Raw genomic sequence first — 15,126 nt, forward strand, 5'->3', positions numbered from 1 at the left:
GATGTATGCCAACACAACAACTCGACTATTTCACTTCACTAGTTACTGAGGACGAGCACTTCCCTTTAACAGAAGCAGCAATCGCTGTAGCACAACACGCCTATCCTGATCTAGATGTTCAAGGTGTTCTCGATCATCTTGACGAGCTGGGCAATAAATTAAAAGCGCGTATCACCCCTGACACCTCACCGATTCAGCGCTTACAAATTCTCAAGCATTTCTTTTATACCGAGTTAGGCTTTGGCCCAAACCCGAATGATTTTTATGCGCCTGAAAATTCTTACTTACACTATGTGCTCGAGAATCGCAGAGGCATTCCGATCTCATTAGCCATCTTAATGATGGAATTAGGTCAGCAAATTGGCTTAAAGATTCGGGGTGTTTCATTCCCCAATCACTTTATGATGCGCATCTCTTTGCAACAAGGTGAAGTGATCATGGATCCATTGACCGGTGATTCTCTCTCCAAGAATCAACTACAAGAGATGCTTGATCCCTATCTTGATGCTAAAGGCTATCGAGGTGAACTCAGTCTGCCTCTGAATGTATTTCTGCGGGCTTCCAGCGCCAGAGAGATCCTGTCGCGCTTTCTGCGGAATCTTAAAATGATCTACTCGGAACATGAGCGCTGGGAGCGCTTACTTGGCATCCAAGAGCGACTGGTAATTTTGCTGCCTGACTCAATTGAAGAGGTCAGAGACCGTGGTTTGATCTTTGCCCAATTAGAATATTTGCGTCCTGCACTAGCTGATATGCATCGCTATCTTAGCGAGGTTCCAGAAGCTGAAGATGCAAGTGATATTCGGGAACACATCGCAACACTAGAAAGTCAAACCAAACTACATTAACCAAATGTGGTGATTTAACTTTTCTTACGTTGGAAGAGTTTGTAGATTGCAGCAAGGGCAACGGGCACTGCTGCTGCGCCTATACCTACCAAAACAATCACATTAAGGTTTTGACGAATAACGGGGATATTGCCAAAAAAGTATCCCGCAATCACTAATCCAAAAACCCACAAGACTGCGCCAGTAATGTTGAATAACTGAAAGCGCGAGAAATTCATTTCGGAAATGCCTGCAACAAAAGGAGCAAAGGTTCGGATAATCGGCAGAAACCGAGCGACGATTATGGTCTTACCGCCATGCTTTTCATAAAAGGCGTGGGTCTTGAGCAAAGCGCCTTGATCAATCCAACGTGAATTACTACTAAACACTCTTTTGCCAATCCAACGACCAATAAAGTAATTCACGGTATTACCGGATATGGCCGCAATCAATAAACCAATACACAAAGTCCAAATATTAAAGTGCTCAGTTGCACAGTAGGCACCCGCAATAAATAAAAGGGAGTCGCCAGGCAAGAATGGGGCAACCACCAGCCCTGTTTCAGCAAACACAATCGCAAATAACAAACCATATGCCCAAGGACCATATTGTGAGATCACAACATCCAAATGCCGATCAATATGTAGCAGTAAATCGCTCAATTGCAAAAGGGTATCAATCAACTTGCGCTCCTAGGATAGGTTTGATGCGCATATTAACAGGCTCTTATAATGAAGCATGCAAACTGAACCCTACATTCAGCCTATGCAGTCACCGAAAGTAAATCCCATACTGTGTATTGTGGGACCTACCGGTGCAGGCAAAACCCATCTCGCCATGTCTTTAGCTGAACATGCCAAATCTCTCGGCATGACTATTGAAGTGATCAGCATGGATTCTGCTCTGGTCTATCGTGGCCTTGATATTGGCAGTGCTAAGCCGACTAAAGCAGAACAAGCTGCAGTCATTCATCACTTGATCGACATCCTTGAACCTACCGAGGTGTACTCAGCAGCACGATTTGCCAAAGATGCAAAACGACTCTGTGATGAAATCCGAAGCCGTGGAAATATTCCTGTTGTGGTTGGTGGAACCATGTTGTATTGGAGGGCGTGGGTGCATGGTCTTTCTTCATTGCCAACTGCCAACCCTGATATACGCGCCCGCCTTGATGAAGAAGGCAAAACACTGGGGTGGCCAGCCATGCATGCCAAGCTCGCAGAAGTAGATCCAGAAACTGCTGCACGATTACAGCCCAATGATTCACAAAGAGTACAACGCGCGCTCGAGGTTTTTGAAATTACTGGCAAACCCATGTCTACATTACTCGCAGATTCTCCTAGCGAGGACGGTAGAGAAGGTTCTACTATTCCAGATTGGATTAAGTTGGTATCACTAGAACCAAGCGATCGCAAACGTCTTCATCAAAATCTCGAAAAACGATTTGACGAAATGCTGCTAGCAGGCTTTTTGGATGAAGTGAAAACGCTCCGCACCAATCCTGACTTACATGCAGATCTACCAGCCATACGTTCGGTAGGCTATCGTCAGGCTTGGGAATATCTCAACGGGGAAATTGATGCCGAGCAAATGCGCTACAAAGCATTAGCCGCCACCAGGCAGCTTGGGAAGCGCCAACTCACTTGGCTAAGAGCAATCTCGGGAAGAAATACTTATGACCCCTTTAACCCCGAAGAGCTGAAGGCGGCCTTAGATTACTGCAAACAAAATCTAAAAAATAGTTCTCTAGCTAAGTCCAGTAGCTATTGCCTTAGATGACGATGGTTTGTGGCGCATCTTTTGGACGCTCAACCACTTCACCAACAGTCCAGGCCTTTAAGCCTTGAGCGGTTAATGATTTGATTGCCGTATCAGCTTGTGCAGGGGTAACAATTACCACCATGCCAATACCGCAGTTAAATACCCGCACCATTTCAGCATCTGCAACACCACCCTTCATCTGTAACCAGCGGAAGAGTTCTGGCATTTGCCAACTACTACGATGTAAAACTGCTTGCGTATTTTCTGGCAATACACGTGGCACGTTATCCACTAAGCCCCCACCAGTAATGTGCGCCATTCCTTTGACATCAATCTCAGAGATCAATTTGAGTAGTGGCTTTACATAAATCTCCGTTGGCGCCATCACCACATCACCCAAGGGGCGACCACCCAAATCATCACTTGGCTTTGCACCAGCACGCTCAATAATTTTTCGCACCAAAGAATAACCATTGGAGTGAGCGCCACTTGAACCAATTGCTAGTACTACATCACCAGGAACAATAGTGTTACCAGTAATAATTTTGGATTTCTCAACTGCGCCAACTGCAAAACCAGCCAAGTCATACTCACCAGGAGGATACATACCAGGCATCTCCGCGGTCTCCCCACCAATCAGGGCGCAACCAGATAATTCGCAACCTTTCGCAATTCCACCAACAACCGTGGCTGCAGTATCAACAGTCAATTTGCCGCAAGCAAAGTAATCCAAGAAGAACAATGGCTCGGCACCTTGTACCAAAATATCGTTCACACTCATCGCTACTAGGTCTTGGCCGATAGTCTCGTGACGGTTCCACTCAAAAGCCAAACGTAGCTTTGTTCCAACACCGTCCGTACCAGAAACCAAAACCGGCTCTTTATAGCGCTTAGGTACCTCGAAAAGAGCCCCAAAACCACCAATTCCAGCCAATACACCCTCACGCATGGTCTTTTTAGCCAAAGGCTTAATACGGTCAACCAAGTCATCCCCAGCGTCAATATCAACGCCAGCGTCACGGTAGGAAAGGCCTTTTGAGGAAGAATTGGTAGATGAAGTCATGTTTACGCTGGAATATTGGTGAAAAATGCTACTGGGTCAGTAGAATCATTGAATTCTAGAGGATTACTCGTCATGGCTGAAATTTTTACCCCTTTTCTGGCTGCATTTATCTTGGCCTACATCCTAAGGCCTGCTTTTCTGTGGCTGGAAGGACGTCGCTTGCCCGCGGCTACTGCGGCAGGGCTGACGGTTATTTTTGGATTAGGGGTAGTTATAGCGATTTTGAGTCTCTTTATTGGACTACTCAAAACCGAGATTCCTCTCATCAAGGCGCAATTACCTGATTGGATCGCCAATACTCAGGCTTGGCTTGGACCTAGGCTAGCCGACCTCCATCTCAATGTCGATTGGGGAGCATTAAAAGCTGCGGCATCTCAAAAAATATCGGAGCACATCAGCGATAACGCAGACAGCCTAATGAGCTCGACGATCGAAACCGTACTTATGTCAGGTAGCTCAGTCATTGCAGGATTTGTAAATGCTGTTTTGATTGTGTTTGTCATGTTCTACCTACTTTTGGATTGGGATCACTTCTTTGGATTAGTTAAAAAAATTGTTCCTGTACGTGCGCAGGAGACAGTGCATCACTTGGCAATGCATACAGATGGTCTACTCTCCCAATATCTCAATGGCATGATCATTGTGATTTCGATCATGTCTGTTTTTTATAGCGCCGGTCTAAGCATCATTGGTATCAAAGGTGCTGTTGCATTAGGCATCTTTACTGCCCTCATGATTGTGATTCCATACATTGGCATCGCCTTAGGATTTGGTCTTGCAATCCTCTCAGCACTCCTTCAATTTGGTCCGGAACGAGAGCTGGTTGGTGTTTTAGCCCTATATGGTCTCGGGCAATTTTTAGAAGGCTTTGTGTTGACACCCCGCCTAGTAGGCGAGCGCATTGGCTTACATCCAGTAGCAGTCTTGTTTGCCTTGCTATTGTTTGGAAAGCTTTTTGGTTTCTTTGGTGTCTTATTGGCTTTACCAATTAGTGCGGTTAGCCTAGTCCTAGTTCAATACCTCTGGTCCGTTTATACGCAAAGCTCTTGGTATCAAAAATAATTTAGTGTTAATGAATACACCTTCGCTTCCAAGACAATTTGCCCTAGACATTAGTCATACACCAAAAGCCAGTCTTGAAAACTACCTACCCGGCAAAGATCTTGCATTGGTATCAACGCTGCAATCACTTTCCAGCACTTGGACTCGTGCACCCAAAGAGGCGGTAAATAATCCACTCAATCATCGCTGGATATATTGGTGGGGACCGGAAGGATCTGGACGATCTCACTTACTGAACGCAATGAATCATGTTGCAGAAAATACCGGACTTGAGAATTTTTCTCTCAACCCAAGTGAACCGATCTCTTGGGTACGCCTTGAGGAAAAGCTACCAAGTCTCACTCCAAGCAATGCCCCATCAGTCATTACCGTTGATGATGTTGATCGCCTAGATGAACGTCTGGTTGGGGCACTTTTTCGGATTCTGAATGAAGTCCAAGCCAGCAAAAATATTCATATTTTTATGGCTGGGAACGCAGCGCCAGCCTCACTTTCCCTCCGTGAAGACCTGCGGACCCGCTTGGGCTGGGGCTTGATCTTCCAGACCCAACTTTTGGATGATGATGAGAAAATACAAGCCTTAGAGCAAGCAGCGAAGGCCAGAGGATTGGTCCTCTCACCCGATGTTTTGCCGTGGCTGTTAAACCGCTTTTATCGCGATATGCCAAATTTAATGGCTTTAATTGATGCTTTGGATGCTTACTCATTAGAAACAAAACGCGCTGTAACCTTGCCACTAGTTCGCGAGCTCTTGCAGCCTAAATAATTTACTCAATATTCAATTTGTGACTCAGTTAGCCCTTTTCGATTTAGATCACACCCTACTACCTTGCGATAGCGACTACGAGTGGGGTCAATTTTTAGCACGCATTGGTGTTGTTGATAGCGAATATTATGCGCGTCAAAATGAGCGCTTTTATCAAGACTACAAAGAAGGTAGGCTTGATATTAATGAATTTTTACGGTTTGCCCTAAAACCTCTTTCCGAACATTCACGGGCCCAATTAAAAGAATGGCACGATCAATTTATGGAAGAGGTCATTAAGGGTCATATTCGCCAGAAAGCAATCGATTTAGTTATGCAACATCAAGATGCGGGTGATCTGTGTTGCGTAGTGACGGCAACCAATAGCTTTGTTACACGTCCAATCGTAGAAATTTTTGGGATCGAACATCTCATTGCTACCGAGCCGGCAACGAGCACCAATGAGCCTTCGTCAACGTTCACTGGTGACGTTCAAGGTATTCCGAACTTTCGGGAAGGCAAGATTCAAAATCTGCAAAACTGGTTAAGTCAGCGAAATTTGAGCTTGGGCACTTTGCCACGCAGTTATTTCTACTCTGATTCAATGAATGATTTACCACTACTCGAGCAAGTAAGTCATCCGGTTGCCACCAACCCCGATGACCGTCTTCGTAATGAGGCTCAAAAACGTCAATGGCCGATTCTTGAGTTGTTTGCATGATTGCTAAATTTATTAAACGTATTTTGCGTCGCGACCCAATGGTCAAGCATACGCAAGCAAATAATACTGGGGTGCCAAAACGCATCCCCAAGAAATTGCATCGCATTGATCCACACCTACTCTCGAAGAATGCCGTCAAAGTCACCCAAACTTTGCAGCAAGCAGGTTATGAGGCATTTATTGTTGGTGGAGCAGTACGCGATCTCGTTTTAGGCATTGGACCCAAAGACTTTGACGTTGCTACGAATGCAACACCCGATCAAGTGCAAAGACTGTTCCGCAAGGCCCGCCTCATTGGTCGTCGCTTTCAGATTGTGCATGTCACTTTTTTTGGCAAAGGCCATCCAGAAATTATTGAAGTCTCTACCTTTAGAGCGCTACTAGATAACGCTGGTGACCACGTCGCTGAGAGTGGTCGAATTTTGCGCGACAACGTTTGGGGTTCACAAGGCGAGGATGCTGCTCGTCGCGATTTCACGATCAACGCAATGTATTACGACCCGTCAACTGAAACCGTCTTGGACTATCACGGTGGCATGGCTGACATGCAGAAGAAAACTTTGCGCATGATCGGCGATCCCACCAAACGCTATCGTGAAGACCCTGTTCGTATGCTCAGAGCAATACGCTTTGCTGCTAAAACAGGATTTACCTTAGAAGCCAACACTCGCGCCCCAATCGCCAAGCTGGGAAAACTCTTGCAGGATGTACCCTCAGCGAGACTGTTTGATGAAATCCTGAAGCTCTTAATGTCCGGTTACTCTTGGGCCGCTATTCAAGGCCTCAGCAACGCCGGTTTACACCACGGACTACTGCCGCTTCTCGATCACATTCTTGATAGCAGCGAAGCGTCTAAAGGGGCAAATGATTTTGTAAAGTTGGCATTAGCAAATACTGATCAGCGCATCCAATCCGGCAAAAGTGTTTCTGCAGGATTCTTATTTGCCACCCTACTTTGGCCAGACCTTCTAAAGAACTGGAAAGCCAATATCGCTAAAGGTATGGCCAATATTCCCGCACTAAATGAAGCAATGGATGACACTATCGCCACTCAAAGCAGTGGCATGACGATACAACGTCGGTTTGAGAGCGATATGCGGGAAATCTGGTCTATGCAGCCACGCTTTGAAAGACGGGTTGGACGCTACCCTTATCGACTCATCGAATCGCCCCGTTTTAGGGCAGGCTATGACTTTATGCTCCTAAGATGTGCAACCGGTGAACAAAGCCCGACCTTAGGAGAATGGTGGACTAACTTCATTGCTGCCGATCCAGCAGGACAAGATGAATTAATGGCTAGCGCCAAAAATGATTTAGGTTCCGTTGCCAACGCGCCAGCTAAAAGGCGCCGGCGCAGAAAACCCAAATCAGCCACTCCATCAGAACCCGCGGCAGGTTAAGCAGACTTAGAGATTTTTCGGTAAAGTAGTTTCATCTCAAGTTTGGAATCCTATGGCACGAGCATTTATCGGATTTGGCGGCAATATCGGCGATACCCGTCAACTTATCACTGACGCAATCGTCTGCTTAGCACAGCGCTCAGAATTGCAGATTCTGGCCAAGAGCTGTTTTTACCAAAGCGCACCCGTTGATGCCCTTGGTGGTGATTACATCAATGCAGTGATTGAAATCGAAACTCAACTTACTCCTTACGGACTTTTGCATGTCTGCCAAGCAATTGAACAAGAGTTTGGCAGAGAACGGCCTTATGCCAACGCGCCACGCACTCTAGATTTAGACATTTTGTCTTTTGAGGGTGTCACTCAAAACGAAACTGAGCTCATGCTCCCCCATCCAAGAATCATTGAACGATCATTCGTTTTGCTTCCCCTACTAGAAATAGCTCCTGATTTTTTCCTACCCAATTTTGGCGAATTAAAAGCCTACTTACCAAAAGTAGCTCACCAGAGAATTGAAAAACTCCCCTGCCGTAACTGCAATTGTGGGGAAAAAGAGGTTTATAGCCAAACGGCGCATTAATTCATTAAACTCTCGCCATGGGTTACTTACAGGGCGATAAGCCAATCTCGATTACTAAGCTCTTGGCGATGCATGCCGAGCAAGAAAAAATTACTATGCTCACGGCATATGATTCAACAATGTCCGCATTATTGAATCGCTGCGGAGTTGAGGTCATCTTGATCGGTGACTCATTGGGCAACGTTATTCAGGGACACTCCAGCACGACGCCTGTGACTGTTGAGCAAATGGCTTATCACACTGAATGTGTAGCCCGCGCAAACACCCATGCTTTTCTAATTACTGACTTGCCATTTGCTAGCTATGGCGATCCAGTACAAGCATTAGATTCTGCGGCGGAACTTATGCGTGCCGGCGCAGACATGGTCAAGCTAGAGGGTGGTGATTGGCAAGTCGACATCATCCAATATTTAGTTGAACGCAGCGTACCAGTTTGCGCTCACCTTGGATTGCTACCTCAATCAGTTCATGTCTTGGGCGGCTACAAAGTTCAAGGTAAATCAAAAGATGCTGCCAGCCATATGCTCGAGCAAGCACTTGCATGCCAGCAAGCTGGGGCACAAATGGTAGTGCTTGAAGCAATCCCTTCATCGCTTGGCAAAAAAATTACAGCTGAGTTGCACATTCCAACTATTGGAATTGGTGCAGGCCCAGAATGCTCTGGTCAGGTTTTAGTTCTGCAAGATATGCTGGGAATCAGCCCAGGCAAAGCTCCCAAGTTCGTGAAGAATTTCATGGAAGGTCACCACTCAGTTGAGGCTGCAGTTAAGGCCTACGTCCGTGAGGTGAAGTCCGGAAAGTTTCCCGGACCCGAGCATGGCTTTGCCGGTTAACTAGCTAAAGAAACTCTTTACGCCATCAAACCAGCCCTTTTGTTGCGGGCTATGTTTATCGCCACCCGACTTGAGACTGTCGTCAAACTTTTGTAGCAATTGCTTTTGCTCATCAGTCAATTTCACAGGTGTTTCAACTAAAACGTGAACAAAGAGATCACCAACTAAAGTTGAGCGCAGACCTTTAATGCCTTTGTTACGCAGGCGGAAAGTTTTGCCAGTCTGAGTTCCCTCTGGAATTGGAAACTCAACTCGACCAGATAGCGTTGGCACTTCAATCTCACCACCGATAGTTGCTGTTGCAAAAGAGATGGGCATTTGAACATGTAAATCACTACCGTCTCGTTGAAAGACTTTATGTGGTTTGACACGTACTTCTACATAGAGGTCGCCAGAGGGGCCTCCATTAATTCCAGGCTCACCATTACCAACTGAACGAACACGCATGCCATCATCAATACCTGCAGGTATTTTGATTTCCAGCGTTTTTTGTTCTTTAAGTTTGCCTGTGCCCTGACAAGTCTTGCATGGCTTGGGAATGTACTCACCCGTACCGCGGCACTTAGGGCAAGTTTGCTGCATAGAAAAGAAGCCTTGCTGAACGCGGACTTGGCCGTGACCATTGCAGGTAGTACATGTCTCAGCTTTGGAGCCCGGCTCCGCACCAGTGCCATGACATGGCTTGCAATTACTCCAACTAGGAACACGGATTTGAGTGGAATACCCTTCGGCAGCTTGCTCAAGAGTGATGTCCATGTTGTAGCGCAGGTCGGCCCCTTTATAAACCTGGGGACCCGACTGACGACCACCACCTTGACCAAAAATATCACCGAAGATATCTCCAAAAGCATCGGCAAATCCACCACCTCCGAAGCCGCCCCCACCAAATCCCCCGCCCATTGAAGGGTCAACACCAGCATGACCGTATTGATCATAAGCAGCGCGCTTATTAGGATCAGTTAGCGTTTCGTACGCTTCTTTTACCTCTTTAAATTGGGCTTCAGCTGTTTTGCTATCAGGGTTGCGATCAGGGTGATACTTCATTGCCATTTTGCGATAAGCCTTTTTGAGCTCTTCATTGCTAGCACCTTTTGCTACACCAAGCACTTCATAAAAATCGCGTTTACTTTTAGGCACGGCCTATCCTCTCAACAACCTCAATGGCACAAGTCGGCACGAGGCCGACTTGTTATTTAGAAACATCAAAACTACGTTAATGAATGTCTAATTCCAGAATTACTTCTTATCATTAACCTCTTTAAAATCTGCATCTACGACATCAGCATCAGGGGCTGCTTTTTGCTCGCCACCTGGGGCTGCGCCTGCAGCTGCACCAGCTTTAGCTTGTTCAGCGGCCATGACTTTTTCGCCTAGCTTTTGACTTGCCTTACCCAAAGCTTCGGTCTTGGCTTCAATAGCCTCTTTATCACTACCTTTGATAGCCTCATCCAACTCTTTGAGAGCTACTTCGATCACTTCTTTTTCGGAAGCTTCTAAGCTGGCACCATGCTCTTCCAGAGCTTTCTTAGTAGAGTGAGCTAAGGCATCAGCTGTATTGCGTGCAGTGACCAACTCAAGGGCTTTCTTATCCTCAGCAGCATTGGCTTCAGCATCTTTCACCATGCGTTGAATTTCCTCTTCAGTCAAACCAGAGTTTGCCTTGATGGTGATCTTGTTCTCTTTACCTGTAGTTTTGTCTTTTGCTGTTACATGCAAAATACCGTTGGCATCGATATCAAAGGTCACTTCAATTTGTGGCATGCCACGCTGTGCTGGCGCAATACCCTCAAGGTTAAATTCACCTAACAATTTATTTGCAGCCGCCATTTCGCGCTCACCTTGGTAGCACTTGATAGTTACCGCAGGCTGGTTATCTTCCGCAGTTGAGTAAACCTGTGAATGCTTGGTAGGAATCGTGGTGTTCTTTGGAATCATCTTGGTCATCACGCCACCAAGAGTTTCGATACCCAATGACAATGGGGTAACGTCCAAGAGCAATACGTCCTTACGATCGCCAGACAATACAGAACCTTGAATTGCAGCACCAACAGCCACCGCTTCATCAGGGTTAACGTCTTTACGTGGCTCTTTACCAAAGATTTCTTTTACTTTGTCTTGCACCGCAGGCATACGAGTCTGACCACCGACCAAAATCACATCGTCGATATCAGCTACGTTTACACCAGCGTCTTTGATTGCAGTTAAGCAAGGACCGGCTGTACGGCTAATTAATTCTTCTACCAAAGATTCCAACTTAGCGCGGGTCAATTTCAAATTCAAATGCTTAGGACCGCTTGCATCAGCCGTTACATATGGCAAATTGATTTCAGTTTGCTGCGCAGATGACAATTCAATCTTGGCTTTTTCAGCAGCATCTTTCAAGCGTTGTAATGCCAGCACGTCTTTACTCAAATCAACGCCTTGTTCTTTTTTGAACTCAGCAATAATCCAATCAATAATGCGTTGGTCAAAGTCCTCACCACCAAGGAAGGTGTCACCGTTGGTTGAGAGCACTTCAAACTGCTTCTCACCGTCCACGTTAGCAATCTCAATGATGGAAACGTCGAATGTACCGCCGCCCAAGTCATATACAGCGATCTTGCGATCTACTTTATCTTGCTTATCCAGACCAAATGCTAAAGCAGCGGCTGTTGGCTCGTTAATGATGCGTTTCACATCCAAACCAGCGATACGGCCAGCATCTTTAGTTGCTTGACGTTGACTGTCGTTAAAGTAAGCAGGCACAGTAATGACCGCTTCAGTTACTTCTTCGCCAAGATAATCTTCGGCAGTCTTTTTCATCTTGCGCAAGATCTCAGCAGAAACTTGTTGTGGCGCCATTTTCTTATCGCGTGCTTCAACCCAAGCATCACCATTGTCTGCTTGAATAATGGCGTAAGGCATCAGGCCAATATCTTTTTGTACTTCAGGATCAGTAAATTTACGACCCATCAAACGCTTCACTGCGTAGATGGTATTTTTAGGATTAGTTACTGACTGACGTTTTGCTGGCGCACCAACCAATACTTCGCCATCCTCAACGTAGGCGATGATGGATGGCGTTGTGCGAGCACCTTCTGCATTCTCGACAACCTTAGGTGCATTGTTTTCAACGACTGAAACGCACGAGTTAGTGGTTCCTAAGTCGATTCCGATAATCTTTCCCATAATTGCTCCAAATAATTAAGTTACTTTGTTGTACTTCTAGGTTGTTTTAGGCAACTCATCTGAGCTGCCGTGAATATTCCAATACTCAACAAATGGGGTCTAAAAAGAGGAATTCAAGGGGCGAAATAGCAAAAAAGGCAGAAATCTGCCTTTTTTGCTGCCTTTTTAAGGCCTTAACCCTGTTTTTAGCTTATTTTGGAGCGCTAACAGTCACTAAAGCTGGTCTGAGGACTCTATCTGCAACGGTATACCCCCTTTGAAGCACTGAAACCACTGTATTAGCCTCTTGCTCGGACGGGACCGAAGCAATTGCTTGATGGTGGTGAGGATCAAATTTATCCCCAACTGCAGGGTTGATTTCAGTCATGCGACCTTTTTCAAAGGCAGACAAGAGCTGCTTCAAGGTTATTTCGAGACCCTCTTTGAATGCTTTCGCATCGCCAGCATCGGTACTTAATGCGGCATACAGACTATCGGTCACTGGAACCAAGTGTTCAGCAAAACTCTCAATCGCAAACTTGTGAGCTTTTGCAATATCTTCCACAGCGCGACGTCGAATATTTTCACCTTCTGCTTTTGCACGCAAAAAGTTATCCTGCAAATCAGAAACCTTTTGAATGAGCTCAGCGATCTCTTGCTCGGGCGTTTTTACCACTGGAGTTTCTGCTGGAGCTGCATTTGCCTCAGGCTCAACCGCAAGATTTTCCTGCTCTGATGATGGGTTTTGGTTTTCTTGTGTCATGGACGCGAATTCACTTTTCTGTAATTAAGTCTATTGCCTTGCTATGTGGGGTCAGTTTATTCAATTTCAAGCTTATGAAGTGATTACTTCTTAGCAAACTCAGCTCTTTCATTGCGCTTAGCAAGTTCATCATGGGATTCGGTACCCAGCGACCAACCCAATAGGTGCTGATAGGCAATATCGCTCAAAGCCTGAATCCACTTAGGATTGCTGTTCAAACAAGGAATGTAACGATAGTCCTTGCCGCCATGAGCCAAGAAATCTTCCCTAGCCTCCATCGCAATCTCTTCCAACGTTTCAAGGCAATCTGCTGGGAATCCTGGGCAAAAAATATCAATGCGCTGACAGCCTTCTTTTGCCAGCTTTTCTATAGTTGGTGCGGTATAAGGCTTTAACCATTCAGCCTTACCAAAACGGGATTGGAAGGTAACGAGATATTGACCTGGCTCCAAACCTAAGGATTCCCCAAGCAAACGACCCGTCTTTAAACATTCGCAGTGATATGGATCACCCTTCATGAGATTGCGTTTAGGCAATCCATGAAAAGACATTACAAAGCGGTCGCCCTTAGCAAAGTCAGGACGACCATCTTTATCCCAACTCATTAATACTTGATCGCGCAATGCTGCGATATAAGCTGGATTATCGTGATAGTGCTTTACCAAGCGTAACTCAGGTTGATCACGCCAGGTACCGAGTACACGAAATACCTCATCAAAGCTTGAGGCGGTTGTGGTGGCTGAGTATTGAGGATACAGAGGCAATAGCAATAAACGTTCCATTCCTTCCGCTTTTAAGCCCTCGAGAACCTCTTGGGTTGAGGGTTTGCCATAGCGCATTGCTAAATCTACCAAAACAGTATGTCCGGCGTTTGCAAATGCTTCACCAAGCTCTTTTGCCTGCAAGCGTGAGTAGTGCATGAGTGGTGAACCTAATTGAGGCAACCATATCGATGCATATTTTTTTGCTGAAGCGCTACTTCGAATTGGCAGAATGATGCCATTCAAAATGAACCACCAAATGAAACGCGGAATCTCTACAACGCGTGGATCAGAAAGAAACTCTTTCAAATATGCTCTTACCGCTTTTGATGTCGGCGCAGAAGGTGTGCCCAAATTTAATAACAGCACCGCAGTTTTGGAAGCGCGTAAGTGTGGGTTTTGATTCAAAGTTATTGTCTCTAGTAAATGTAATTTTAGATTTCTAAATCTCTCAGGAGCTCAACGCACCTGACAATAATTTAGAGGTGATGTCGACAATCGGTATTACTCGGTCATAAGCCATACGGGTTGGACCGATAACTCCCAACGTTCCAACAATTTGCCCATCAACGCTATATGGGGCGCTGATTACGGCTAGGTCTTCATAAGGCAAGAGATCACTCTCACCGCCAATAAATATCTGGATACCATCAGCATGGCTAGATACATCAAGTAACTGCATTAAGACCGATTTTTGCTCCAACATATCAAACATCTTGCGCAACTTATCAAGGTTAGAACTTAAATCACCAACGTTGAGCAAGCGACGCTCGCCAGATAACACCATGTCACCACGACTCATGTCGTAATCAGCAACACCGCTTTGCAATGCCAAGGCCATTAAGCCAGAAATATCGGCACGCAAATTGTCTAAATCTGACTTGAGGTGTAAGCGCACCTGCTCAAAACTTTTTCCTGCAAATTGCGCATTGATGTAATTGCCCGCTTCGATCAGCTGACTTGGTGTGTAGTCTTGATTTGTTGGCAGGATACGATTTTGCACATCTCCTTCTGGGGTCACCATAATCAGCAAAATCTTGCCCTCACCCAAGCGAAGAAATTCAATATGCTTAAAAACTTGGGCACGCTTTGGGGTCATCACCACGCCAGCAAAGTGGGTGAGATTGGACAAAATTTGGGCCGCTGAGTTCAGCACTCTTTGCGGTGAGTCTGGCAAAAGCCCTTTTTCAACCTCCCGAGCAGCAATTTCCTCCAAGGGGCGCACTGTCACCATCGTGTCGACAAAGAGGCGATAGCCCCTAGGAGTTGGGACACGGCCTGCAGAGGTATGTGGGCTGGTCACCAGACCCATGTCCTCTAGGTCAGCCATCACATTCCTAATAGTGGCCGCAGAGAGGTCCAAACCCGAGAATCTCGATAGGGTACGCGAGCCAATAGGCTGGCCCTCCTCGATATAGCGCTCGATGAGGGTTTTTAGTAAGGCGCGGGAACGATCGTCCATG

The 15,126-nt window shown here is 46.0% G+C and carries 15 protein-coding genes; 8 read left to right on the forward strand and 7 right to left on the reverse strand.

Annotated features, from left to right (window positions below; genetic code table 11):
• Positions 1-5 precede the first annotated feature (5 nt).
• Positions 6-848 carry a SirB1 family protein gene (locus ICV38_RS08760; RefSeq protein WP_215379777.1) on the forward strand — a complete coding sequence of 281 codons (843 nt, stop codon included), beginning with the start codon at positions 6-8 and terminating at the stop codon, positions 846-848.
• A gap of 14 nt (positions 849-862) precedes the next feature.
• Here the strand turns inward: ICV38_RS08760 and ICV38_RS08765 are convergent, their stop codons facing one another.
• Complete coding sequence (locus ICV38_RS08765) at positions 863-1,507, reverse strand: VTT domain-containing protein (protein ID WP_215382859.1); 645 nt, start codon at positions 1,505-1,507, stop codon at positions 863-865.
• Between the two features lie 58 nt (positions 1,508-1,565).
• Here ICV38_RS08765 and miaA point away from each other — a divergent pair, with 58 nt between their 5' ends.
• Positions 1,566-2,606: a tRNA (adenosine(37)-N6)-dimethylallyltransferase MiaA gene (gene miaA, locus ICV38_RS08770; protein ID WP_215379780.1), complete on the forward strand. Its 1,041-nt coding sequence runs from the start codon at positions 1,566-1,568 to the stop codon at positions 2,604-2,606.
• Here the strand turns inward: miaA and purM are convergent.
• Positions 2,599-3,651, reverse strand: a complete 1,053-nt coding sequence (gene purM, locus ICV38_RS08775) for a phosphoribosylformylglycinamidine cyclo-ligase (RefSeq protein WP_215379792.1) — start codon at positions 3,649-3,651, stop codon at positions 2,599-2,601. The two genes, miaA and purM, sit on opposite strands and share 8 nt — an antisense overlap.
• A 72-nt stretch (positions 3,652-3,723) precedes the next feature.
• Here purM and ICV38_RS08780 point away from each other — a divergent pair, with 72 nt between their 5' ends.
• From ICV38_RS08780 to panB, 6 genes are read left to right on the forward strand one after another with little or no spacing between them, the layout of a single operon-like run.
• A complete protein-coding gene (locus tag ICV38_RS08780) occupies positions 3,724-4,713 on the forward strand; it encodes an AI-2E family transporter (RefSeq protein ID WP_215379795.1) in 990 nt (329 codons plus the stop codon).
• A 10-nt stretch (positions 4,714-4,723) separates the two neighbouring features.
• A complete protein-coding gene (gene hda, locus ICV38_RS08785) occupies positions 4,724-5,479 on the forward strand; it encodes a DnaA regulatory inactivator Hda (protein WP_215379799.1) in 756 nt (251 codons plus the stop codon).
• Between the two features lie 19 nt (positions 5,480-5,498).
• Complete coding sequence (locus tag ICV38_RS08790; protein ID WP_215379803.1) at positions 5,499-6,179, forward strand: HAD family phosphatase; 681 nt, start codon at positions 5,499-5,501, stop codon at positions 6,177-6,179.
• Positions 6,176-7,579 (forward strand): polynucleotide adenylyltransferase PcnB, encoded by a 1,404-nt coding sequence (pcnB, locus tag ICV38_RS08795; protein ID WP_215379817.1) that lies wholly within the window; start codon positions 6,176-6,178, stop codon positions 7,577-7,579. Before ICV38_RS08790 ends, pcnB begins: the two co-directional genes overlap by 4 nt.
• A gap of 52 nt (positions 7,580-7,631) precedes the next feature.
• Positions 7,632-8,159, forward strand: a complete 528-nt coding sequence (gene folK, locus ICV38_RS08800; protein ID WP_215379820.1) for a 2-amino-4-hydroxy-6-hydroxymethyldihydropteridine diphosphokinase — start codon at positions 7,632-7,634, stop codon at positions 8,157-8,159.
• A 17-nt stretch (positions 8,160-8,176) separates the two neighbouring features.
• Entirely contained in the window at positions 8,177-8,992 is an 816-nt protein-coding gene (gene panB / locus ICV38_RS08805) for a 3-methyl-2-oxobutanoate hydroxymethyltransferase (protein WP_215379823.1), read from the forward strand.
• Here the strand turns inward: panB and dnaJ are convergent, their stop codons facing one another.
• The 5 genes from dnaJ to hrcA form a co-directional block, all read right to left on the reverse strand.
• Positions 8,993-10,129, reverse strand: coding sequence for a molecular chaperone DnaJ (gene dnaJ / locus ICV38_RS08810; RefSeq protein WP_215379825.1), 1,137 nt, complete (start codon positions 10,127-10,129; stop codon positions 8,993-8,995).
• Between the two features lie 99 nt (positions 10,130-10,228).
• Positions 10,229-12,160 (reverse strand): molecular chaperone DnaK, encoded by a 1,932-nt coding sequence (gene dnaK, locus ICV38_RS08815; RefSeq protein ID WP_215379828.1) that lies wholly within the window; start codon positions 12,158-12,160, stop codon positions 10,229-10,231.
• Positions 12,161-12,350: 190 nt separating this feature from the next.
• Positions 12,351-12,902 carry a nucleotide exchange factor GrpE gene (gene grpE / locus ICV38_RS08820; RefSeq protein ID WP_215379830.1) on the reverse strand — a complete coding sequence of 184 codons (552 nt, stop codon included), beginning with the start codon at positions 12,900-12,902 and terminating at the stop codon, positions 12,351-12,353.
• A gap of 83 nt (positions 12,903-12,985) precedes the next feature.
• Positions 12,986-14,077 carry a ferrochelatase gene (hemH, locus tag ICV38_RS08825; protein ID WP_371819255.1) on the reverse strand — a complete coding sequence of 364 codons (1,092 nt, stop codon included), beginning with the start codon at positions 14,075-14,077 and terminating at the stop codon, positions 12,986-12,988.
• A 37-nt stretch (positions 14,078-14,114) separates the two neighbouring features.
• Positions 14,115-15,125, reverse strand: coding sequence for a heat-inducible transcriptional repressor HrcA (hrcA, locus tag ICV38_RS08830; protein ID WP_215379872.1), 1,011 nt, complete (start codon positions 15,123-15,125; stop codon positions 14,115-14,117).
• Position 15,126: the final 1 nt, after the last annotated feature.

Source organism: Polynucleobacter sp. MG-6-Vaara-E2 (genome assembly GCF_018687695.1).
Lineage (GTDB): Bacteria > Pseudomonadota > Gammaproteobacteria > Burkholderiales > Burkholderiaceae > Polynucleobacter.

What these genes read in the sequence shown, in the direction of transcription:
- ICV38_RS08760 (WP_215379777.1), top strand. Translation starts at nt 6, where the DNA reads ATGCCAACACAACAACTCGACTATTTCACTTCACTAGTTACTGAGGAC.
- panB (WP_215379823.1), top strand. Translation starts at nt 8,177, where the DNA reads ATGGGTTACTTACAGGGCGATAAGCCAATCTCGATTACTAAGCTCTTG.
- ICV38_RS08780 (WP_215379795.1), top strand. Translation starts at nt 3,724, where the DNA reads ATGGCTGAAATTTTTACCCCTTTTCTGGCTGCATTTATCTTGGCCTAC.
- grpE (WP_215379830.1), bottom strand. Translation starts at nt 12,902, where the DNA reads ATGACACAAGAAAACCAAAACCCATCATCAGAGCAGGAAAATCTTGCG.
- hda (WP_215379799.1), top strand. Translation starts at nt 4,724, where the DNA reads ATGAATACACCTTCGCTTCCAAGACAATTTGCCCTAGACATTAGTCAT.
- miaA (WP_215379780.1), top strand. Translation starts at nt 1,566, where the DNA reads ATGCAAACTGAACCCTACATTCAGCCTATGCAGTCACCGAAAGTAAAT.
- hrcA (WP_215379872.1), bottom strand. Translation starts at nt 15,125, where the DNA reads ATGGACGATCGTTCCCGCGCCTTACTAAAAACCCTCATCGAGCGCTAT.
- pcnB (WP_215379817.1), top strand. Translation starts at nt 6,176, where the DNA reads ATGATTGCTAAATTTATTAAACGTATTTTGCGTCGCGACCCAATGGTC.
- purM (WP_215379792.1), bottom strand. Translation starts at nt 3,651, where the DNA reads ATGACTTCATCTACCAATTCTTCCTCAAAAGGCCTTTCCTACCGTGAC.
- folK (WP_215379820.1), top strand. Translation starts at nt 7,632, where the DNA reads ATGGCACGAGCATTTATCGGATTTGGCGGCAATATCGGCGATACCCGT.
- dnaK (WP_215379828.1), bottom strand. Translation starts at nt 12,160, where the DNA reads ATGGGAAAGATTATCGGAATCGACTTAGGAACCACTAACTCGTGCGTT.